The organism is Neorhizobium sp. 2083 (genome assembly GCF_031455615.1).
Classification (GTDB): domain Bacteria; phylum Pseudomonadota; class Alphaproteobacteria; order Rhizobiales; family Rhizobiaceae; genus Neorhizobium.
In genome coordinates this window covers 141,915-162,161 of record NZ_JAVDTC010000002.1, presented here as the reverse complement: position 1 = coordinate 162,161, position 20,247 = coordinate 141,915, and the positions used below count along the sequence as shown (strand labels likewise).

General features: G+C 64.0%; 18 protein-coding genes. 7 read left to right on the top strand and 11 right to left on the bottom strand.

Annotated elements, in window-relative coordinates; all coding sequences use genetic code 11:
* The first annotated feature begins 176 nt into the window (after positions 1 to 176).
* The 3 genes from J2X76_RS08845 to queF all read left to right on the top strand — a co-directional run bounded on the left by J2X76_RS08845 (position 177) and on the right by queF (position 3,271).
* Positions 177 to 1,751: an MFS transporter gene (locus J2X76_RS08845; RefSeq protein ID WP_310215076.1), complete on the top strand. Its 1,575-nt coding sequence runs from the start codon at positions 177 to 179 to the stop codon at positions 1,749 to 1,751.
* 141 nt (positions 1,752 to 1,892) lie between these two features.
* The gene (locus J2X76_RS08840; protein ID WP_310216504.1) at positions 1,893 to 2,810 is read left to right on the top strand and encodes a cation diffusion facilitator family transporter; all 918 of its coding nucleotides are present in this window, start codon (positions 1,893 to 1,895) and stop codon (positions 2,808 to 2,810) included.
* Positions 2,807 to 3,271, top strand: coding sequence for a preQ(1) synthase (queF, locus tag J2X76_RS08835; protein ID WP_113126722.1), 465 nt, complete (start codon positions 2,807 to 2,809; stop codon positions 3,269 to 3,271). Before J2X76_RS08840 ends, queF begins: the two co-directional genes overlap by 4 nt.
* Before the next feature lie 138 nt (positions 3,272 to 3,409).
* On the opposite strand, the gene J2X76_RS08830 is transcribed toward queF, so the two are convergent.
* Both J2X76_RS08830 and J2X76_RS08825 read right to left on the bottom strand, forming a co-directional pair.
* Positions 3,410 to 4,282, bottom strand: coding sequence for a DUF2076 domain-containing protein (locus tag J2X76_RS08830; protein WP_310215074.1), 873 nt, complete (start codon positions 4,280 to 4,282; stop codon positions 3,410 to 3,412).
* Positions 4,283 to 4,379: 97 nt separating this feature from the next.
* Positions 4,380 to 4,964, bottom strand: coding sequence for a HupE/UreJ family protein (locus J2X76_RS08825; protein WP_113126723.1), 585 nt, complete (start codon positions 4,962 to 4,964; stop codon positions 4,380 to 4,382).
* Between the two features lie 197 nt (positions 4,965 to 5,161).
* Here J2X76_RS08825 and J2X76_RS08820 point away from each other — a divergent pair, with 197 nt between their 5' ends.
* Complete coding sequence (locus J2X76_RS08820) at positions 5,162 to 5,770, top strand: ATP-dependent Clp protease proteolytic subunit (RefSeq protein WP_113126767.1); 609 nt, start codon at positions 5,162 to 5,164, stop codon at positions 5,768 to 5,770.
* Positions 5,771 to 5,896: 126 nt separating this feature from the next.
* Here the strand turns inward: J2X76_RS08820 and J2X76_RS08815 are convergent, their stop codons facing one another.
* Together J2X76_RS08815 and J2X76_RS08810 are read right to left on the bottom strand one after the other, a co-directional pair.
* A complete protein-coding gene (locus J2X76_RS08815; protein ID WP_310215070.1) occupies positions 5,897 to 6,931 on the bottom strand; it encodes a MerR family transcriptional regulator in 1,035 nt (344 codons plus the stop codon).
* A 107-nt stretch (positions 6,932 to 7,038) separates the two neighbouring features.
* Positions 7,039 to 9,729 (bottom strand): EAL domain-containing protein, encoded by a 2,691-nt coding sequence (locus J2X76_RS08810; protein ID WP_310215067.1) that lies wholly within the window; start codon positions 9,727 to 9,729, stop codon positions 7,039 to 7,041.
* A gap of 210 nt (positions 9,730 to 9,939) precedes the next feature.
* On the opposite strand from J2X76_RS08810, the gene J2X76_RS08805 reads away from it, so the two are divergent.
* Positions 9,940 to 10,821 carry a GyrI-like domain-containing protein gene (locus J2X76_RS08805; protein ID WP_113286178.1) on the top strand — a complete coding sequence of 294 codons (882 nt, stop codon included), beginning with the start codon at positions 9,940 to 9,942 and terminating at the stop codon, positions 10,819 to 10,821.
* A gap of 143 nt (positions 10,822 to 10,964) precedes the next feature.
* Here the strand turns inward: J2X76_RS08805 and J2X76_RS08800 are convergent, their stop codons facing one another.
* Positions 10,965 to 11,915: a sensor domain-containing diguanylate cyclase gene (locus J2X76_RS08800; RefSeq protein ID WP_113126727.1), complete on the bottom strand. Its 951-nt coding sequence runs from the start codon at positions 11,913 to 11,915 to the stop codon at positions 10,965 to 10,967.
* Between the two features lie 279 nt (positions 11,916 to 12,194).
* On the opposite strand from J2X76_RS08800, the gene J2X76_RS08795 reads away from it, so the two are divergent.
* Positions 12,195 to 13,376 (top strand): benzoate/H(+) symporter BenE family transporter, encoded by a 1,182-nt coding sequence (locus J2X76_RS08795; RefSeq protein ID WP_310215062.1) that lies wholly within the window; start codon positions 12,195 to 12,197, stop codon positions 13,374 to 13,376.
* A gap of 24 nt (positions 13,377 to 13,400) precedes the next feature.
* On the opposite strand, the gene J2X76_RS08790 is transcribed toward J2X76_RS08795, so the two are convergent.
* From J2X76_RS08790 to J2X76_RS08780, 3 genes are read right to left on the bottom strand one after another with little or no spacing between them, the layout of a single operon-like run.
* Positions 13,401 to 14,513 carry a DNA/RNA non-specific endonuclease gene (locus J2X76_RS08790; RefSeq protein WP_310215059.1) on the bottom strand — a complete coding sequence of 371 codons (1,113 nt, stop codon included), beginning with the start codon at positions 14,511 to 14,513 and terminating at the stop codon, positions 13,401 to 13,403.
* A 20-nt stretch (positions 14,514 to 14,533) separates the two neighbouring features.
* Entirely contained in the window at positions 14,534 to 14,959 is a 426-nt protein-coding gene (locus J2X76_RS08785; protein WP_310215057.1) for a hypothetical protein, read from the bottom strand.
* A gap of 16 nt (positions 14,960 to 14,975) precedes the next feature.
* The gene (locus J2X76_RS08780) at positions 14,976 to 15,296 is read right to left on the bottom strand and encodes a hypothetical protein (protein WP_310215055.1); all 321 of its coding nucleotides are present in this window, start codon (positions 15,294 to 15,296) and stop codon (positions 14,976 to 14,978) included.
* 449 nt (positions 15,297 to 15,745) lie between these two features.
* Between J2X76_RS08780 and leuA the strand changes: the two genes are divergently transcribed.
* Complete coding sequence (gene leuA, locus J2X76_RS08775) at positions 15,746 to 17,467, top strand: 2-isopropylmalate synthase (RefSeq protein WP_310215053.1); 1,722 nt, start codon at positions 15,746 to 15,748, stop codon at positions 17,465 to 17,467.
* Positions 17,468 to 17,867: 400 nt separating this feature from the next.
* On the opposite strand, the gene J2X76_RS08770 is transcribed toward leuA, so the two are convergent.
* The 3 genes from J2X76_RS08770 to J2X76_RS08760 all read right to left on the bottom strand — a co-directional run bounded on the left by J2X76_RS08770 (position 17,868) and on the right by J2X76_RS08760 (position 20,245).
* Positions 17,868 to 18,713, bottom strand: coding sequence for an anti-sigma factor (locus J2X76_RS08770; protein ID WP_310215052.1), 846 nt, complete (start codon positions 18,711 to 18,713; stop codon positions 17,868 to 17,870).
* A 2-nt stretch (positions 18,714 to 18,715) separates the two neighbouring features.
* Entirely contained in the window at positions 18,716 to 19,192 is a 477-nt protein-coding gene (locus J2X76_RS08765; protein ID WP_310215049.1) for an RNA polymerase sigma factor, read from the bottom strand.
* A 99-nt stretch (positions 19,193 to 19,291) separates the two neighbouring features.
* Positions 19,292 to 20,245, bottom strand: coding sequence for a metallophosphoesterase (locus J2X76_RS08760; RefSeq protein ID WP_310215047.1), 954 nt, complete (start codon positions 20,243 to 20,245; stop codon positions 19,292 to 19,294).
* Positions 20,246 to 20,247 lie beyond the last annotated feature (2 nt).

The following is a 20,247-nucleotide window of genomic DNA, read 5'->3' as shown; positions in this document are numbered from 1 at the left end:
CCCATTCGAGCGTTTTCTTCCGTCATGTAAGGAACAGACGCGGTATTTTCCAAACATTATGTCGAATCTATCTTGTGTTGGTCAATTCGACACCCTTCCGGCCGGGCGGGTTCAGGCGGCGGTTCTCCCAAGGCCGCGGGCCTTTCTCTTTGCTCCAACACAGCGGAATCTCCGATATGAGAGACAACACACATGCTGCAACGGCAGCCGGACGGCTGTTCGTTCTTTTTGCGGTCTGCTGCGCGGCGGTCGCCATGCCGCTGACCTTCACCGGCCCGGCCGTCGGCCTGCACGCCATCAGCCGGGCGCTCGGCGGCAGCCCGATCGCCCTCAACTGGGTCACCAATGCCTTCATGCTCACCTTCGGCAGCACGCTGATGGCGGCCGGCGCACTTGCAGACAGTTTTGGGCGCAAGCGGATTTTCCTCTCCGGCCTCGCCGTCTTCGCGGTCTTTTCGGCCGGCCTCGCCTTTGCTGGCGATATCCTCTGGTTCGATGTGCTGCGGGCGCTGCAGGGCATAGGGGCCGCGGCCGCCTTTTCCGGCGGCATGGCCTCGCTTGCCCAGGAATTCGACGGTGCGGCTCGCCTTCGGGCATTCAGCGTCGTCGGCGCCAGTTTTGGCATCGGGCTTGCTTTCGGGCCGATCGCGTCCGGCCTGATGATCGCCAGTTTCGGCTGGCCGGCGATCTTCGTGCTGGTGGTGGCGCTTGCCGTAATCGCGCTGATCCCCGGCGCGATCTTCATGAAGGAATCACGCGATCCGGCCGCCTCCGGCCTCGACTGGAAGGGCGCGTTCAGCTTCACGCTGGCGCTGACCGCGCTCACCTTCGGCGTGCTGCAGGCGCCAGAGAGCGGCTGGGGCGATCCGCTTGTCATCGTCATGCTTCTCGCCGCTATCCTGCTTTTCCTCGCCTTCGGTCTGATCGAACGGGCCGTGGCGCGGCCGATGCTGGACCTCACGCTGTTTCGCTATCCGCGTTTCGTCGGCGTGCAATTGCTGGCGGCGGCGCCCGCCTATGCGTTCGTGGTGCTGCTCATCCTGTTGCCGGTGCGGTTCATCGGTATCGAGGGCATGGACGAGATCGTCGGCGGACGGATGATGATCGCGCTCTCCGGACCGCTGCTCGTCCTGCCGGTCGCGGCGGGGCTGCTGACCCGCTGGTTCGCGCCGGCGACGATCTGCGGCGCGGGCCTGGCGATTTCGGCGGCCGGGCTGTTCTGGCTCAGCCGGTTCCCGGTCGGCTCCGAGCCGGTGGCGCTGATTGGGCCTTTGCTGACCATCGGCGTCGGCATCAGCCTGCCCTGGGGCCTGATGGACGGCCTTGCCGTCAGCGTCGTGCCGAAAGAGCGGGCCGGCATGGCGACGGGCATTTTCAGCACGACGCGCGTGGCAGGCGAGGGCGTGGCGCTTGCGGTGGTGACGGCTGTGCTGTCCGCCCTCACCGGTACCAATCTCGCAACCGCGGCCCACGATCAAGCGGGGGCCATCGCCCAGCGGCTGGTGACCGGCGACCTGCAGGATGCGGCAGCGCTTCTGCCGTCGATGGGGCAGGCGGCCCTGCTGCAGGGTTACAGCGACGGGTTCTCCGCGCTGCTCTGGCTGCTGACCGCGGTCACGGCGCTGACGGCTCTCGTCGTGTTCCTCTTCCTCGGGCGGGGAGGCGAGACGGTGGGGGATCTCGAAGAGGAGGCGGAACTGGTGGCCGCCATGCCGTCCGATGAAGCCGGATTGCGCCAGCCGGCCCTCTGACGAACGGCCTTTGACAAACCGGCGCATCTGCGCCATATGCTGGCCATCCGAAACCGCCGCAGCGAGACGATCTCGCTGCGGCGGTTTCGCCGTTTTGGGGCTTCGGTCCTGCAAATCATTCGCACGCGCAAAAAGGAAGACATGGTGGCGAGGGAAGTCAAAATCGTCGAGCGGCTGGCATTCTGGGGCATGCCGCTGTCGCTCGGCGTCATGTCCTTGAAGATGCTGGCATGGTGGGTCACCGGGTCCGTTGCGCTGCTGTCGGACGGGCTCGAATCCTTCGTCAACGTCGCGGCCGCCTTCATCGCCTATTTCGTGATCCGCTATGCCCAGCGGCCCGCCGACCACGACCATCAGTTCGGCCACCACAAGGCCGAATACATGTCGGCGGTGGTCGAAGGCGCGCTGATCATCGTTGCCGCGGTCCTGATCATCAGTGAGGCCTGGGACGGGCTCCTTGCACCCAAACTGCCGGATGCACCGGTGTTGGGCCTGGCGATCAACGGACTTGCGGCCGTCATCAACGGCGTCTGGGCGGCGACGCTGATCCGGGTCGGCACGGCCCAATATTCGCCGGCGATGGCGGCGGACGGCCAGCATATCATGTCCGACGTGGTCACCTCGGCCGGCGTCCTCATCGGCCTCGTGCTGGCGCTTGCGACGGGTTATGCGATCCTCGACCCGGTGCTTGCGATCCTGGTTGCGGTCAACATCCTCTGGCAGGGCTACAAGGTGATCGCGCATTCCGTGGGCGGGCTGATGGACCGGGCGCTGGAGCCGGACGAGGAAGCCGCTGTGCGCGAGGCGATCGCCACCCATTCGGTCGGTGCGCTCGGCGTCCACGACCTCAAGTCGCGCCGGGCAGGGGCTGCCGCGTTCATCGATTTCCATCTGGTCGTGCCGGCCGACATGAGCGTCGAGGCGGCACATGCGATCTGCGACCGCTTGGAAGATGCGATCAAAGGGATTATTGCGGGCGCAACATTGGCGATCCATGTGGAGCCTGAAAGCGAAAACCCGCATGGACAGAAGGTCGAATTCGAAGGAACAGGCAAATGACGATGACGGATGTCAGCGGGCTGTCGCAGCTCGGATCCCAGGTGGACGCGCCGCAGAGCCCGGAAACCGCGGTCCTGGAAAAGGTGCCGAACGGCAACCAGGGTACCGATTACGTGGTGCGTTTCACCGCGCCGGAATTCACGTCGCTCTGCCCGATGACCGGCCAGCCGGATTTCGCCCATATCGTCATCGATTATATTCCGGACGGGTTCCTGGTGGAGTCGAAGTCGCTGAAGCTGTTCCTGCATTCGTTCAGGAACCACGGTGCGTTCCATGAGGACTGCTCGATCTACATCGCCAAGCGGATCGTCGATTTGCTGTCCCCGAAATGGCTGAGGATCGGCGCCTACTGGTACCCGCGCGGCGGCATTCCGATCGACGTGTTCTGGCAGACCGGCGAAGCCCCGGCCGGCGTATGGCTGCCGGAGCAGGGCGTCGCGACGTATCGCGGGCGCGGGTGAGGGGCGGTCCGGCAAAGCCGGAGCAATCGATCCGGTGAATCAACTAGAGCGGCGCATGCGCTGAGCCCAGGCAAAGCGCCGGGCCTTCCGCGTCCATCGCGAAAGGTCCGGCGCTCTAATCACCGCGGAACGATCCGCTCACACGTCCATCGAATCGTCGCTGCCCATGTCGCTGTTGTCGAAATCGGCCTGGTCGTCGGAAAAATCGTCGTCGGTGTAGTCGGCCTGCTGCCAGCCGGCGTTCGATCCCGAATTGTCGGAGCCGCCGCTGCTGCTTGCGGAAGCGCCGCCGCCCGATGCCTCGCGGATCGCGTCATCTCCGAAATAGTTGTTGTTGATGACCGTTTCCTCGACCGGGGCGTTGCCGCTGGCAAACGGATTGTTACCGGCGAGCGGAGAGCCCCAGCCGAGCGCGTTCGTGTGGCTGCCGAAAATGCTGGACAGCGAGTTGGCAAGCAGCATGCCGCCGGCGACGCCGGCTGCGGTGCCGAGCGCGCCGCGCAGAAAGCTGCCGCCGGCGGAGGGGGCCGCGGCCTGGCCACTCCAAGGGCCGGCGGACGGCGGGGGTGCGCGATAGCCGTCGTCGTAATCGTTGCCGGTGCGGTAGGTCTGGCGGGGCGCAGCACCCCATGGCCCGGATTGAAGGGGCCCGGATTGAGGGGCGGCTTGCGTGCCGGGTCGGATGCCGGGCTGCGGGGCCGCTGGCTGCTGGGCCTGGCCGCTGCCGAAGATCGAGCTCAGGAAACCGCCGCTCTGTTCGGCGCGGTGGTGTTCGCTTGTCTCCGCCTCGAGCTGGTGGACGCGATCTTCCAGTTCCCGGATGCGGTTGGCGGCAGCTTCCAGGCCCTTTTCCTGCACGATGACGGCCTGCGCCAGGTAATAGGTGGCGTAGGGCTGTTCGCGGGTCGCCTGGTCGATGAGGGTTTCTGCGTCGTGGTCGCGCGGCGTGGCGGCGGCGGTGCGGACGCGGTCGAATAGGGAAGTCAGAAGCTGGCGTTCTTCCGGTGACATGCTTGCCTCCTTGCAGGCGTTTGCCGTGGGCAAGAAGGTAAGCAGGGATTCCGGCATTTCAAAGCCGGAATCCCTTACATTTCGGTAATCTTCGGGTTCAGCCGAAGACGAGCGACAGGCCGAGAAGTGCGGTGGCCGCACCGAGGATACGGGCGATATAGGGGCTGAAGCGGGCGATGCCGAGGCCGAGCGCGATGCCGGCTGCGTGAAGCAGGGCGGTGGCGATCATGAAGCCGATGCCGAACTGAAGGGCGCCTGCCGAGCCGAGTTCGCCGCCATGGGCATGGCCGTGGAAGAGTGCGAAGACGCCAACGACGGCGGCTGCCGCCGACACCGGCAGTTTCACCGCCGTTGCGACCAGCAGGCCGAGCCCGATCACCGAGGCGAGGATCGCCGGCTCGACGAAGGGCAGGCCGATGCCGACGAGCGCCAGCAGGAACCCGAGCGCCATGGTGCCGACAAAGGCTGCGGGGACGATCCAGAGCGCATTGCGATTGCTGCCGGTGGCGATCTGTGCCGCCCAGAGGCCGACCGCGACCATGACCAGGATATGGTCGGCGCCGAACAGCGGGTGCGAGAAGCCGGCGAGAAACGAGCCGTGCTCTTCCGGATTGAGATGCGCGAAGGCGGGCGCTGCGGCGGCGGCAAGAATGGCGGCGGTGAGCGAAAGGCGTTTCAGCATCTGGGTCTCCTGGAAATTATCTGCATGCGGAATGGTGTCGGAGGATAGGCAAGCGCTTTATGGCTGTCCATCGACAATTGCCGCTGCAAACGGCTCGGTACTACGTCATTCACCTTAGTCCGTGGAAGGTGCCGTCTTAGACTCCGAGCTCCATTGTTTTACGGCTGCGAACACATTATGTCCGGTAGATGAATCTGATGCAGGAGACTCTCAGCGTGCTCGACGACGAAGACGACAAGGACGACAAGACCAAGGAACTGCCGCTCGGCAAGGAAACGGAAGCGAATCTTTTCAAGTCGCGTTCGATCTTCATCTACGGAACGATCACCCAGGAACTGGCGCAGAAGGTCTGCACCCAGCTCGTGGCGCTTTCGGCCGCCAGCGACGACGACATCCGCATCTATGTGAGCTCGCCCGGCGGCCACGTGGAATCGGGCGACTCGATCCACGACATGATCAAGTTCATCAAGCCGAAGGTGTGGATGATCGGGACCGGCTGGGTCGCATCGGCCGGCGCGCTGATCTACGTGTCCGCTCCCAAGGAGCGCCGCATCTGCTTGCCGAACACCCGCTTCCTGCTTCATCAACCGTCGGGCGGCACCCGCGGCATGGCATCCGACATCGAGATCCAGGCCCGTGAAATCATCAAGATGAACGAAAGGCTGAACAAGATCTTTTCGGAAGCAACCGGCCAGCCCGTCGAGAAGATCGCCAAGGACACCGACCGCGACTACTGGCTGTCGGCCGAAGAAGCCAAGGCCTACGGCCTGGTTTCAAAGATCGTGACGTCGCAGAGCGAAATCTGATCGCTCAGGTCATTTGAATGAAAAAGCCCCGCCGGTGAATGCCGGCGGGGCTTTTTGTTGCGTGCCGACTGCTCGGCGCGGAGCGTGGCCTGACGGACCAATCCGCCAGGCTTTCGTCTCTGCAGCCTATGCCACTTGTGGACGCCAGGCGATGACGCCTTCGGTGCGGGCGCGGACCTCGGGAGCGGCAAGGCAGGTGGCGACGGCCTCGTAGCCCGGCGCTCCCGGAATCGGCGCGACGCGGCTCGGCGGGCTGTGGTTGGCGGGGCAAAGGATGATAGCCTCGTCCCGGCCGACGGCACCAAGATCGAGGATCGCCGTGGAGCGGGTCATGATGAAGAGCGGACGGGCACCGGACCCGCGATTGCGCAAGTAGGAGGCGATTGCCTCCTGAGAGGCCTGGTCGAGGCCCTGCTCGATCATGTCGATGACCGGCATTTGGGTATCGTCGGCTTCGATCGCGACGAGGAGGGCTCTAAGGGCAGGAGTTGCCGTCGCGCCTTCCTCGACGAGCCAGGCGAGTGCTTGCTCGACGCGTTGCTTCAGGACCGGATCGGCTTCCATCCGGGCACGGGCGTCGGCCGCATCGTTTGCGGCCCGGTCGAGGTCGACGAAGATCGCGCCCGGCAGGTGTTCGGCGATCGCCTTGGCAAAGCGTGTCTTGCCGCTGCCGAGCGGGCCAATGATGTAGTTGATCGCTCTGACATCCCTGAGCTCGAAGCGTTCGCCGCCCCAGGGCCAGGGAAGCTCGAACGTCGCGACGACCTCGCAGGCCGGCCGCGCCAGCCGGGCGAGCTCCTGCATCCGGGGCGGCTCTCCGCCGGCAAGGCCCGCGCGCAGGATGCGGACCTTTCCGACGGTTTCGGCGATCCGGCGGGCCTCCGTTTCGAGCCTTGCCTGATGGGCGGCGAGCGCCGGAGCGAGCTCCTGCGTGTCGCCTTTCAGCACGCGCGCCACCTGCGCGAGGCTGAGGCCGAGGGCGCGCAACGCGGCGATCTCGCCGGCGCGGGCCATGTCTGCCGGGCCATAGGTGCGCCATCCGGCCGCGGTGCGGACTGGAGTAATCAGGCCGCGCTGTTCGTAGAGGCGCAGCGCCTTTTGGGAAATGCCGAGCCTGTCTGCGGCGTCGGACGGGTTCAGGTAGTGTGCGGAAGAACTCAAGGAATCACCTCGTCGGTTGTTGACCGCTCCTCCTATCGGGGCAGCCCCAGGGGCCGGGTCAACAGGTAACGTGCGAGGTTTTTGAATTTTCTTCGCAGGCAGTTCGCCTATCTCGAAATCGTCGCCGGCGATGCGAAGGGTGAACGGTTGCCGGCCTGCCAGTCGGTCGCGAAGGCAACAAACTCGTTGGCCGGCATCGGCTTGGCAAACACGTAGCCTTGCAGGACCTGGCAGCCGAGATTGCGCAGGATGTCCACATGCGCGGTGGTCTCGACCCCTTCGGCGACGATCTCGATGCCCTGCGAGCGGCCGATCTCGATGATCGAGGCGACCAGCCGGCGCTGCGAACCCGCGGCTTCGAGCGGGGCGATCAGCTTGCGGTCGATCTTCAGGCGCTTGGGTCCCAGTTCGAGGAGGCTGACGATCGAGGCGTGGCCGGTGCCGAAATCGTCGATCTCGATCTCTATGCCGAGTGACTTGAGATTGAGAATGGCGGACCGCAGCTCCTTGTCCTGATCCTCGAAGGAGATCGATTCGAGAAGTTCGAACGACAGGGATCCGGGAATGATGGGCAGTTCGGCCAGCCGCTTGAACAGCCTTTCGTCCTTCAGGCGCTGCGCCGAGATGTTGACCGAGAGATGCGGGATGTCGAGCCCGAGAGCGCGCCATCTCGCCGACTGGAAGAGCGCCTTGTCGAGAATGATCGCATCGATATCGGCCGCCCGGTGCAGGCTTTCGGCGATCGCCAGGAATTTGTCCGGCGACAGCAGGCCGCGTTTGGGATGCTGCCAGCGGGCGAGCGCCTCAACGCCGACGATGGCAAGCGAGTGCGCGTCGAACTGCGGCTGGAAGAACGGGATGATCTCGTCGCTCTCGAGCGCGGTCAGGAACTCGTCGGACATCCGCTTGCGCAGCACGGCCGCCGAGCGCAGCTCCTTGGAGAACACTTCGACGCGGTTGCGTCCGCGCTTCTTGGCTTCGTAAAGCGCGATGTCGGCGTTGATCAGCAGCTGGCTCAGTTCCTCGCCCGTATCGGTCTGGCAGGCGATGCCGGCGCTGCAGCCGATGCGACATTGATGTCCGCCGATATCGATGGGGCGGGCAAGGGTCGTGACGATCGACTGGGCAAGATATTCGGCCCGGCGCTGCGGGTCCGCGCCGCCGGTCACCACGACGAATTCGTCGCCACCGATGCGCGAGGCGAACTCGTCGTGGTCGATCAGTTCAAGCAGGCGGGACGTGGCCGCCTTGAGGACGGCATCGCCGGCAGCGTGGCCGAGCGTGTCGTTGACCTCCTTGAAGCGGTCGAGATCGATATGGATGAATGCCAGCCGGTGGCCGGCAGCCTGGTCTTCTCCGGCGACCATGAACTGGTCGAGGAAGCGACGGTTCGGCAGGCCGGTCAGGGCATCGTGCAGCGATTGATGTTCGAGCGTGCGTCTTGCCGAGCGCAGCTCGTCGTTCTGCATTTCTGCCTTGGTCTGTGCCAGTCGAAGCTCGGAATGCAGCGTAACGTCGTTGGTGACGTCCCAGTTGGCGCCGACCACGCGCTTGATACCGCTCGTGGTCCGGTAGGTGGCGCCGTGGGCGCGGATGTGGCGGATATTGCCGCTGCCGGACACGACGCGGAACTCGGTGCTGTAGCTCGTCTCATCCCTGAGCGCCTTGCGGAATTGCGCTTCGGCGGCTTCGGCGTCGTCAGGATGGAGCACGCTGCGCCAGTCGGCGTATTTGCTGACAGTACGGTCCGGCGGCGCGTCGTAAAGCTCGCGCATGCGCTTGTCCCAGATCAGCGTGTCGGTCGAAGGTTCATATTCCCAGACGCCGACGCCCGACGCCTGGAGCGCCAGTTCGAGGCGTTGCGACAGGGTTTCCAGCTGTTCCTCGCGCTGCTGGAGTGCGAGGATGTTGCGGTGGCGCTGTTTCATCAACAGGCCCGCCCAGATCAGCGGTATGGCGATGCCGAGGGCGATCAGAAGCGCGGTGACCCGGAAGCCGAACATGTCCGGGGGCAAGCCCTGCCATCCGCCCCTCGGAACCGCGGCGAGATACCAGGTGTCGTAACCGAGATCTATCCTCGACTTGACGGGATCTTGCGAGAACACCGCCCAGCTCCCGAGGAACACGTCCCGTTCGGCGGGAATGGGCCGCTGGGAGATTGCGATGTCCAGCGTCTGGCGCTCCGTGTTGACGTTGCTGTCCGCATAAAGCCGGTCGAGATCGACGACGGCCGAAACGACGCCCCAGAAACGGCCATTGGCAAGCGAGAAGACCGGGTAGCGGGCAATCAGCCCCTGGCCTCCCTGAACCAGGTTGACCGGGCCGGTGATGACCAGCGACCGCCTCTCGATGGCCCTCATCACCGCGCCCCTCTGGAGCTCGTTGGTGCGGTAGTCGAGGCCGAGGGCCTTCTTGTTCTGCTCTTCGGGATAGACCAGGCCGACCACCAGATCCTTGGCGGCGACAACATTGCGCAACTGCGACGGCACGTCGAAAATCCGCTCCGAAAGCGCCGTGAACTGCGGTTGGTTGATATTCGGGTTTGCGGCAATCGCGGCGACCAGCCCGTAGATCAGGTTGACGTTGCCATGGATATTGGTCTCGAGGCTCGCCGCCACCTTGGCGAGTTGCTCGGCTGCCTTGACCTGCTCCGCCCCATGATACTGCTCGCGTTTCTCGATGTCGGCGCGGACTATCCCGACCAGCATTCCGGCTACAGCCAGGATAGCCGGGAAGAAGTAGCCGAGGCCGAAGAACTCAAGACGAGACGATTTCGATATGAATGGCAGCGAGATCATGGAGACTTCCAATGGTATTCCCCACTGTCGCCGACAAAATTTAAGATTGTCTAATTTACGCCTAGGTCAACTGAGGCATGACGCGCAAAAACGAGGCGAGCGCCTGAACCGGACTCGGCAATAGTCCGCAACCCGTGACAAAACCGCAAGATCGGTCAAGCGGAGCATGTCCGGTAGCGTTTAGCTGGTGCTGCCACGGAGGACGAAACGATGAGGGCGGCGCTTCAGAACTACCACGCCCGGATGCAGCGGGTGCTGGACCACATAGACCGGCATCTGGACGACGATCTGGACCTGGAGGCGCTGAGCAGCGTTGCCGCCTACTCGAAATATCATTTCCACCGGCAGTTCACGGCGACGTTCGGGCTGTCGGTGCATCGCTATATCCAGCTCGCCCGCATGAAGCGCGCTTCATACCGGCTGGCCTACGGGGATGCGCAAAGCGTCACGGATATAGCGATGGATGCCGGTTATGAGGGGCCTGACGCCTTCGCCCGCGCCTTTCGGCAACGGTTCGGGCAATCGCCGTCGTCGTTCCGGAAGTCTCCCGACTGGGAGCCGTGGCTTTCGGCCTTCGGGCCTCTCGACAACGCGAGGAGCAAGCTCATGCAGAAGACCTATACCCCCGACGACGTCACGATTCGCAACGTCCCTGCGACGCCGGTGGCGATCATGGAGCATCGCGGCGATCCGGCGACGCTTGGTGCTACCCTCCAGCGGTTTATCGCGTGGCGCAGGGCCGCGGGCCTCCACCCCAGGATAAGTCCGACGTTCAACGTCTGGCGATCCGAGCGGCGGCCTGCGTCGCCTGCCGACTACAGCGTGGACCTCTGTGCCGGGACCGGCCGGCCGATCGAGGCGAACGGCGAGCAGGTCAAAGCCGGCGAGATCCCCGGCGGGCGCTGCGCCGTGCTGCGCGTCGTCGGCAATACAGACAATCTGGAGCCCGCCGCGCTCTATCTTTATCGCGACTGGCTTCCGGAAAGCGGCGAGGAAGCGCGCGACTTTCCGATCTATTGCCAGCGGCTGAGCTTCGTCCCGGAGGTGCCGGAACATGAGGCGGTCGCGGACCTGTTCCTGCCGCTGAAATAACGCTTCCGGCGGTGGCTTGTCCTCGCCGCTGCAAGGCGCGGACAGGCTGCGGTTCTGCGATCCGGCTCCTCACGGGCGCGGCCGGGATGGCCCTTTGCCTCGGGCAAAGGATTCCGGCGACCGCCGAACGGGGAATGTCGGGATCATACCGCGCTGATCTGGTTCCGGCCGGCGCGCTTGGACCGGTAGAGGCCGTCGTCGGCGCGCTTCAGGATGTCCTCGCAGGAGGCATCCGCCGCCAGGAATTCGCTCAGGCCCCCGCTGATGGTGGCATGATGGCCAAGCGTCTCCCTGACCTCGGTGGCGACGCGCTGTCGAAGCCGGTTGGCGATGACGGTGCCGTGCTCCTGCCTTGTGGCGGGCATCACCACGACGAATTCGTCGCCGCCGAGGCGTGACAGAAAGTCCGTCTTGCGCAATTCCTGGCGACAGACGCCTGCGATCGACTTCAGCACCGCATCGCCCATCGCATGTCCAAGTTCGTCGTTGACTGTCTTGAAATGATCTATGTCGAACATGAAGACGGATGTCGGGATATGCTCTTCGCGAAAAAGCTCGAATTTCAGGGCGAGCACGTCCATCAGCTTGCGGCGATTGAAGAAGCCCGTCAGCTCGTCGGTCTCGCTCTGATGGCGCAACTGGTTCTCGACGGCGTTCTTTTCCGTGATGTTGCTGGCCACCCAGACGATCGCATCCTCGCCGTCGACCTGGAAATCAAGGGCCTGCAAGCGACCCTCGAACCAGATCGGATGGTCGGGCCCGTCGTTCTGCAGCCCCTTCACGTCGCTGCCGGCTAGGCTGTATTCGATAATGTGCAGGGCCCGCGAGGCGAGCGCCTTTTCGATCTCCCGCGTGAAACGGTGCGCCTTTTCGAAGACGAGCACGTCGTAGAGGCTCTTGCCGACGAGATGGCTGCCGTCATGATAGAAGCGGGTGTCCTTGCCGCCGAAGAGCGCTGCGTAACGGCCGCTGCGGGTCAGGACGAAGCAGGGATCCGGGAGCGCCGACAGAATGAAATAAAGCTGATCGCGGGAAAATCCGGTTTCCCCTCCGATATCGGTACTTGGCGCTTGGTGAACTGGCGATGCCGTCATTGGGTTCCCGGGGTGTTCGATGTGACCCGGGGCAGCGTGGCCGGACCGGCCGGAAGCAACGGGCGCACAGTTCCGAGCCTACCGTCAAACCCCTTCGAAATTATCAACAGATGCGAATATTCGCAGACATGAAGGGAAAGAGACGGCTGTCCGGCAAGGGCGGGGCGCCCGCTGCCGTCCAAAGCTTTCGCCCCGACCGTACCCTTTTGCCGCAGACGCGCCTTGCCTTTGCGGTCGGGCTTATGCTCGATTGCCGACTTTCAAATTCACGAGTCCCGCATGTTCAAGGATTTTTCCGTTTCGGCCCTGATGATGGGGCTGCTCACAGCCTTTGTCGGGTTCATCAGTTCGTTTGCCGTGATCATGCAGGGGCTGCAGGCGATGGGTGCGAGTGCACCGGAAATCGCCTCGGCGCTTCTGGCCCAATCGATCTCGATGGGCGTGCTGGCGATCGTGTTTTCGAGCTGGTACCGGATGCCGATCAGCATAGCATGGTCGACGCCCGGAGCGGCGCTGCTGTCCGGCATCAGCGTGATCGAAGGCGGCTTTCCGGCGGTCGTCGGCGCATTCGTGGTCTGCGGCGTGCTGATCATTCTCTCCGGCCTGTTCCGGCCGCTCGGCCGGGCGATCCGGCTGATCCCGGCGCCGCTTGCCAATGCCATGCTTGCCGGCATCCTCCTGAGCCTCTGCCTCGCGCCGGTGAAGGCCGTCGCCTTCAATGCGGCGCTCGGCCTGCCGATCGTGCTGACCTGGATGGTGGTGGTTTCGCGCTGGCGGCTGTGGGCGGTGCCGGCTTCGCTCGGGGCGCTGATCCTGGTGCTGATCTTCGGCATCGATCTTGCCCCGGACGCGATGGCGCAGATCGGCGCGGCGATCCATCCCGACCTGACCTTCATCACGCCGGTCTTCACCCTTCACGGGGCGATCTCGGTGGCGCTGCCGCTGTTCATCGTCACCATGGCCTCGCAGAACATCCCCGGCATGGCGATCCTCAAGGTGCATCACTACGAACCGCCGCCGGGCGTGATGTTTGCCGGCACCGGCATCTTTTCGATCCTTGGCGGTCTCGTCGGCGGCGTGCCGGTCAACATGGCCGCGATCACGGCGGCGATGTGCGCCAGCGAGGATGCCCATCCGGATCCCGCCCGGCGATACTGGGCGGCCATCGTCGCCGGCTTCGGTTACATCGTGTTCGGCCTGATCGCCGGCGGCATCATCGCCTTCGTGTCGCTGGCGCCGCCGATCCTGTTGCAGGCGGTCGCCGGACTGGGGCTGATCGGCGCGTTTTCCAACGCGGCCTTTGCCGCCTATCGAGAGCCGGAGACGCGGGAGGCTGCGGCGATCACCTTCCTCGTGACCGCCTCGGGCCTCGCCTTTGCGGGAATTTCCGGGGCTTTCTGGGGCCTCGTGGCCGGCGGAGTGATGATGGTGCTGCAGCGCGCGATGAAACGCCGGGCTTGAACGGGGGGGAAGAGGGCCCGCCGGTCACCACGTCCAGAAGGGCGAGACCTGCTTTTCGAGAACGATCTGCCGGCGGCCGGACAGGGCGGGCAGGAAATCGAACCCGGTGTCTTCCTCGATCGCGTCGATCGTCGTGCGAAATTCGTCCGCCGCATAGGAGGTCTTGCAGCGCGCCTCGTTCTTGAAGCGGAAGGCCATCGCCCGCTGCTCCTCCACGGCATAGACGATCTTGAAGAATGCCGTCGGGATCGCCACCGAGCCGGTCGAGGCCGCGGGTGTCTCGGCCGGTTTCTCTCCGGTGGTCGGGGATGCGGGAGAGGTTGCCTGTCCGGCGGCTGAGAATGCCGGCGGAACCGGTTGCCCGGCAGCAGAAGATGCCGGAGCGGCTGGCTGTCCGGTGGTCGGGGATTGAGGGGCGTTGGTTGCGGATGCAGTCGGCGGGCGGGCCACCTTCGCCGCCTTGGCCTGACGTTCGGCCTTGACGTCGTCGACCGTCTTCAACGCGCCCGAGAAGATCGGGCCGGTGAACACGATGAGACGGGGGCGGGTGGGCAGCAGGTTGCGGATCGCTGTTTCCAGTTCGCGCCAGATCCCCTGGTTGAAGCAGGCGCCGACCTGCGGCCCCATGTTGGAAAGCACGAAGGTCTCGTCCATCAGATCCTGCCTCGCGGAAAAATCTCCCGCCGGCGCCTGATGACCGCGATCGTAGCCGCTGTGTTTGTAGTGGGAAAGCAGCGCGGAATACCCTTCGGGCAAGGTCTTGTCGACGAAGAAGTCGTCGCTGCGTTCGGCGCCACTGCCGACTTCTTCAGGGACGATATCCTCGGCAACCCAATCCGGCACCTTGGTAACGCCATTGAACCGCAATGCGAAGCCGCCGAGATGGCAGCGATAGAGGAATGGCGGATTGGGAACCGGTGGCGCGCTGCCGTTCTGGAACGTGTATTCGTGCTCGTCGGCTCCATCCGTGCCGGACGGCATTCCGACGGGATCGAATATCGAAGCGCAGGCCTGAAGGTCCGCCGGCAGTGCTTCGCCCGCCTGCGCATTGCCCGCCGCGACGGCAAGCAAGCCTGCCGCGGCGGCAAGCCGGATCGCGGCCATCAACCCGTTTGAAATGCCAAATACGCTGCGCATCAGGCTCTCCCGTTGCTTCGTCAGCCGGTCGCTCTCGTGGTCGGCGGTTTCTCAGGGCCAGCCGGCGGCTGGGGTTGGGCGGGAGCCGCGGGCGGTGTCGGCTTCTGGCCGCTGATCACCTTGCCAAGCACATAGGTACCGCTGCTGATGCCGATCAGTGCAAGGGTTCCTTCGGGTATGTCGATGAGTGTCCCGGTTTCGAGCGAAAGCACGAGATAGAGCCCGGCAACGACGAAGGTGAAGACAAGCATCTGGAAGCGGCTGAGGCTCGCCTTCGGCACCTCGTCCGGCGGGGCGCCGGCCTGCGGCGATTCGCTGAGGAGGTGATTGAGATTGATGTCGTTTTTCCAGATGGCCCGGATGACGGCGAAAGCCAGCGCGAGGACGATGATGCTGACGACGATGGCGACGAGGCGCGAAATGAATTGCGGGTCGAAAATGGACATGGTCACTTCCCTTGGGTCACTTCCTTGGCCGAAAAATCTTGCCGAAAATGTAGAGAAAATTGCTGCCGCCGAGGGCCATCACCGCTTCCTGCGGAACAGGCGGAAGCGTTCCGCCAGTGGCGATCGATTTCAACCCATAGGAGAAATAGGAAAAGGCGCCGGCGATCGTCCCGATCAGCATGAGGATGCGCTCCGGATCGTTCGGCTGGTCCTTTCCCGTCGCCAGCATGCCGCTCATGCTGATGCTGCCGTCCAGCATTTTCAGGAGCGTGACGAAGGCGAAAGCCGACAGAACCGCGACCAGGGCGGTGGTCGCGACGAACGAAAAACCAGCCATGGAATGTTCCCCCATAGGTTGATTAACCTTAAATCAGGTCCGGGGGCTGTCAAGTGAAATTCTGACCCGAGTTCGCGCATTTCGAGTGACGGTCGAGTGACGGCGGGGATTTTCCCGAGCCGGAGAGGTGGGCTTGCCGTTGCCCGATCCAGCGGCTATAAGCGCCTCATGACCATGACAGGCGCAATCATGTCCGACCGTTCGTCTACCCGCCGCACCGCGGCCGGGACGATGGTATTTGCGCTTTCCTCGCTTCTTAGCCTCGACCTTACGCGCGGTTGCCGGGTCCGTTGAGGAGCGCCCGGCGGCCGAAAGCCCGCCCGGCATAAGAGCTCCTCTCACGAACATTCAAGACTTGAGCACAAAAGACCGCTAAAGGTCCGCATCGCCTGACGGCAATTCCTCTGACGGATGCCGAGCGACGCGTGAAGCGAGAAGAGACGACGACAATGGACGCCAAGACTCATTCCCCGAAATCCGGCCAGAAATCCGGTATGCCCGACGCGGCCGTGAAATACCGCGCCTATCCGACCATCAACATTCCCGACCGCACCTGGCCTTCGAAGGTGATCGACAAGGCGCCGATCTGGTGTTCGGTCGACCTGCGCGACGGCAACCAGTCGCTGGTCAACCCGATGGGTCATGACCGCAAGGCCCGGATGTTCCGCATGCTGCTCGACATGGGCTTCAAGGAAATCGAGATCGGCTTCCCGTCGGCCTCGCAGACCGATTTCGACTTCGCCCGCTGGTGCGTGGAAGAGGGCGGCGTGCCGGAGGACGTGTCCATGCAGGTGCTGGTGCAGTGCCGGCCTGAACTGATCACCCGCACCTTCGAATCGCTGGAAGGCGCCCACAGGCCGATCATCCATTTCTACAATTCGACCTCCGAGCTGCAGCGCCGCGTCGTGTTCGCCAAGGATGTCGCCGGCATCAAGCAGATCGCCGTCGATGCGGCGAAGATGATCACCGACATGGCGGCGAAGGCCGGCGGCGGTTTTCGCTTCCAGTATTCGCCGGAAAGTTTTACCGGCACCGAGCTGGAAGTGGCGCTGGAAATCTGCAATGCGGTCACCGAGGTCATCAGGCCGACTGCCGAGGACAAGCTGATCCTCAACCTGCCCTCGACGGTCGAGATGGCGACCCCGAACGTCTATGCCGACCAGATCGAATGGATGTGCCGCAATCTCGACAACCGCGAAAACATCATCATCTCGCTGCATCCGCATAACGACCGCGGCACCGGCATCGCCGCGACCGAACTCGGCCTGATGGCGGGGGCGGACCGCGTCGAAGGCACGCTGTTCGGCAATGGCGAACGCACCGGCAATGTCGACGTGGTGACGCTGGCGCTCAACATGTACACGCAAGGGATCGATCCGGAACTGGATTGCTCCGATATCGAGCGAATCAAGGCTGTCTACGAATATTCGAACCAGATGGTCATTCCCGAGCGCCACCCTTATGTCGGCGAACTGGTCTACACCGCCTTTTCCGGCTCGCACCAGGATGCGATCAACAAGGGCATGAAGGCAATCAAGGTCGCCAACCATCCGGTGTGGGAAGTGCCCTACCTGCCGATCGACCCGCGTGATGTCGGGCGGTCCTACGAGGCGATCATCCGCATCAATTCGCAGTCGGGCAAGGGCGGCATCGCCTATATCCTGGCCGAGGATTACGGCCTGAACCTGCCGCGCAACCTGCAGGTCGAGTTCCGCGAGGAGATCCAGCGGATCACCGACGAAGAGGGCGTGGAGCTTCCCGCCAAGCGCATCTATGAGAATTTCATCGAGCGCTACGTGGAACAGCCGGGCGCACGACTGAAATTCGTCGACCATCACACCTATCCGGCCGGCACCGACCACAAGGGCATCCGCGTGGTCGCCGCCGAGATCATCGACGGCGGCGAGGTGAAGCGGATCGAGGGCCAGGGCACCGGGCCGATCGACGGCTTCATCAACGCGCTGTCCAGCTATCTCGGCATCGAGCTCTCGGTCGCCGACTATTCCGAACATTCGCTGCAGCACGGCTCGAACGCATCCGCCATCGCCTATGTGGAGATGGAACACCCGAACGGAAAACTCTTCGGCGCCGGCATCAACAAGAACATCGTCGCCGCCTCGCTCGAAGCGATCGTTTCGGCGGCGAACCGGGTGCTGGCCACCAAGGGGTAAGCTGAAGCTCCCGTTTGTCAGGAACGAAGAGAGCCGCCTGAGAACTTCAGGCGGCTTTACTTTTGAGCGGCGTTATTCGCCGACGCATCCTCTACCTGTGCCGACGACCTGCGGCATGCCGATCAACAACCGTAGCAGATGCTCGGGACGAGCCCGCGCAATGACGGATGGCTGGCGAGCTGTCGGCGTTCGCGGTCGGCCAAAGATCCTTTAATCTGCGGGCGGCTATTTGCTCGACGTCACGCTCGCAAAGGCGAGAGCCGCCGCGAAGACGACAAAAGCAGCGACGACGAAGCTGACGACGACGATGGTTTCGATTGGCATGAAGGACCTCCGTTGATTTGAACGGAGGCTATGTCCGGTCGTCGGCCGGTTGTTTGAGCCAGATCAATCTGCGGCGTCAGATCAGCCCCGCAGCCTTCGCCGCGATGTCGTCCAGATCCGCTGCCGAAGAGGGGCCGACGACCATATAGGTGGCGAGCGGCGTGACCCAGGAGACGAGGCTGGTGTCGTTGCGGATTTCCTCGATCGAGCGGTTGCCCTCGGGCCGTAGCTTGGTGAAGGAAATGGCGATCACGTCCCCATCCCCGTCGCCGTCGGTGCGCCGGTAGAGAAGCTGGCCGACCGGCGTGCCGCCGGCGGCAAACAGGCGGGCGCCTTCAAAGGTCAGGCCGCTGTCGCTGAGGTCCGGGATACGGAAACCGACGCCGGTATTGGTGGTCAGCCATTCGAGGATGTCGGCCGGCCGCTCGGCCGGGATTTCGGCGAGGTGATTGGTCTGGCGTGCATAGAGCCGGTAATGGGCGATGATATCGTCCAGCCAGTCGCGGTTGCTGGCGCCCGGCATGGACAGCATCGAAAACTGCGATGCTGCCGGGTTGCCGCCGATCATGTAGCCGATGCCGCCGCCGATCACGAACAGCAGGGCGCAGGCGGCGATGGTCTGCAGGCCGGATGGCTTGAACGACAGCGTCGGACGCGGGGCCTGCGGAAGGCGCACGGCCCGGCGCGGCAGCGGCGCATTCTTGATGGTGCGCACCAGATCGAGCGGGACCGGTTCCTTGAGCATGTCGTCGAAGGCGCGCCGGCCGAGATCGGCGCCGCGCTTCAGCGCATCATGCAGTGAGCGGGCCTGCGGGTCGTTGACCAGCAGTTCCTCGACATCATGCCTCTCCTCGTCTCCGGCCTGGCCATCGACAAAGGCGGAGAGGCGCAATTCGAGCGGCGACGGCTGGGGGATATTCATCCTCACGCTCTCCGCTCGCTCGTTTCGGCGGCGGCGGCTGCCAGGCTGAGACGCGCGGCGCAAAGGCGGGCGGCGAAAAGATCCGGCTGGATGCCGAGAATGGCGGCCGCCTCGGCATAGGCGAAACCTTCCACGTCGGCGAGCAGAAAGACGCTCGCAAGCCCCTCCGGCAGGCAGGCAAGCGCGCTCGACGGGCGGGAATTTTCGGGCGGGAAATCGTCGGCGGCATTGGCGTCGGCGCGCCGGCGCTTCTTGGCCTCATCGGTGAAAGTGCTGCGGATCATGCTGAAAAGCCAGCTTTCCAGCCGGCCTTCGCCCTTCCAGTGATGGCTCTTCTGGATTGCCCGGCCGGCCGCTTCGCGCACCAGGTCATCGGCCTCGGCAGCACTTCCCGTCAGCGTCAGCGCAAAACGGCGCAGGCGCGGCAGGAGCGCTACGAGATCGCGCCGGATATCGGACGATGGGCTCGGTTGGGTCATGAATAGGGACGATTTACCTAGTGCTATACTGCGATAACCAGAACGAGCTATTAGCTATGACGAGATTGTGGCGATTCCGCAACAATCACTGCATTGTTTCTACAACATTCTTGCGACCTGGGGAATCGACATCGCCGCGGGCTCTTCACCGTAGAGGAGCCGGCTGTTGTCGAGCGCCACTCCGTCGCCCCGTTCGGTCAGGCCATAACGCTCGCAGAGCAGGTTCCAGGCCCCGGCCTTGCCGGAAAGCGTGAAGAGATTGTAGGCCGCGCGCGGCTTGTGTCCGCCAGGCCCCTGGGAGGCGGAGGCGATGCCGACAACCGGCACGTTGCCGCTATGGCTTCGCAGCCAATAGAGCGTGTTGAGATGGGTATGGCCGTGCAGCACCAGTTCCGCGCCGCCGGTCGAGATTGCAGCCGCGAAACGCCTTATCCCGAGCATGCGCTTGTGCGAGGAGGCGGCGCCGCGGATCGGCGGATGGTGGATCAGCACGACACGGAAGAAGCCTTCGTCCCCCGCCTTCTTCAGCAGGTTGACGGTTTCGCGGGCCTGCCGCGAGCCGTAATAACCCGAGGCGGAAAAGGGCAGGGTGGCATTGGAGGTCGAGCAGCCGATGATGGCGAGCGGGCCGCGCCGGCGCATCGTCGGGAAGATATGGTCGTCTTCCGGCCATTCGGGCGGGTCGTCGTCGCTCTTGATGAAGGGGTACCATTCGTTGACCGACTTATCGTGGGCGCCGGGCACATAGGCATCGTGATTGCCGGGCACGACCGTCGTGTCATAAGGGTCGCCGATGGTGCGCAGCCACTCGCCGGCGAGCCGCGTCTCGATCCTGGTCGCCAGGTTGACGAGATCGCCGGTGATGACAAGCTGATCCGGTTCGCGCGTCTTCAAATCGCTCAAAAGCAGGTCGAGCGTGTTGACGAAAAGGTGCTTGCGCCGATTGCGGTGCCAGTTCACAAACCCGGTGATCCGCTTCGAGAAAAGCTCGCGAAGCGTGAGTTTTGGAAGCGGCCCCAGATGGATGTCGGAAATATGCGCGAATTTGAACATGG

What these genes read in the sequence shown, in the direction of transcription:
- J2X76_RS08770 (WP_310215052.1), bottom strand. Translation starts at nt 18,713, where the DNA reads ATGAATATCCCCCAGCCGTCGCCGCTCGAATTGCGCCTCTCCGCCTTT.
- J2X76_RS08765 (WP_310215049.1), bottom strand. Translation starts at nt 19,192, where the DNA reads ATGACCCAACCGAGCCCATCGTCCGATATCCGGCGCGATCTCGTAGCG.
- J2X76_RS08845 (WP_310215076.1), top strand. Translation starts at nt 177, where the DNA reads ATGAGAGACAACACACATGCTGCAACGGCAGCCGGACGGCTGTTCGTT.
- leuA (WP_310215053.1), top strand. Translation starts at nt 15,746, where the DNA reads ATGGACGCCAAGACTCATTCCCCGAAATCCGGCCAGAAATCCGGTATG.
- queF (WP_113126722.1), top strand. Translation starts at nt 2,807, where the DNA reads ATGACGATGACGGATGTCAGCGGGCTGTCGCAGCTCGGATCCCAGGTG.
- J2X76_RS08825 (WP_113126723.1), bottom strand. Translation starts at nt 4,964, where the DNA reads ATGCTGAAACGCCTTTCGCTCACCGCCGCCATTCTTGCCGCCGCCGCA.
- J2X76_RS08830 (WP_310215074.1), bottom strand. Translation starts at nt 4,282, where the DNA reads ATGTCACCGGAAGAACGCCAGCTTCTGACTTCCCTATTCGACCGCGTC.
- J2X76_RS08820 (WP_113126767.1), top strand. Translation starts at nt 5,162, where the DNA reads ATGCAGGAGACTCTCAGCGTGCTCGACGACGAAGACGACAAGGACGAC.
- J2X76_RS08795 (WP_310215062.1), top strand. Translation starts at nt 12,195, where the DNA reads ATGTTCAAGGATTTTTCCGTTTCGGCCCTGATGATGGGGCTGCTCACA.
- J2X76_RS08810 (WP_310215067.1), bottom strand. Translation starts at nt 9,729, where the DNA reads ATGATCTCGCTGCCATTCATATCGAAATCGTCTCGTCTTGAGTTCTTC.
- J2X76_RS08805 (WP_113286178.1), top strand. Translation starts at nt 9,940, where the DNA reads ATGAGGGCGGCGCTTCAGAACTACCACGCCCGGATGCAGCGGGTGCTG.
- J2X76_RS08790 (WP_310215059.1), bottom strand. Translation starts at nt 14,513, where the DNA reads ATGCGCAGCGTATTTGGCATTTCAAACGGGTTGATGGCCGCGATCCGG.
- J2X76_RS08780 (WP_310215055.1), bottom strand. Translation starts at nt 15,296, where the DNA reads ATGGCTGGTTTTTCGTTCGTCGCGACCACCGCCCTGGTCGCGGTTCTG.
- J2X76_RS08785 (WP_310215057.1), bottom strand. Translation starts at nt 14,959, where the DNA reads ATGTCCATTTTCGACCCGCAATTCATTTCGCGCCTCGTCGCCATCGTC.
- J2X76_RS08800 (WP_113126727.1), bottom strand. Translation starts at nt 11,915, where the DNA reads ATGACGGCATCGCCAGTTCACCAAGCGCCAAGTACCGATATCGGAGGG.
- J2X76_RS08840 (WP_310216504.1), top strand. Translation starts at nt 1,893, where the DNA reads ATGGTGGCGAGGGAAGTCAAAATCGTCGAGCGGCTGGCATTCTGGGGC.
- J2X76_RS08760 (WP_310215047.1), bottom strand. Translation starts at nt 20,245, where the DNA reads ATGTTCAAATTCGCGCATATTTCCGACATCCATCTGGGGCCGCTTCCA.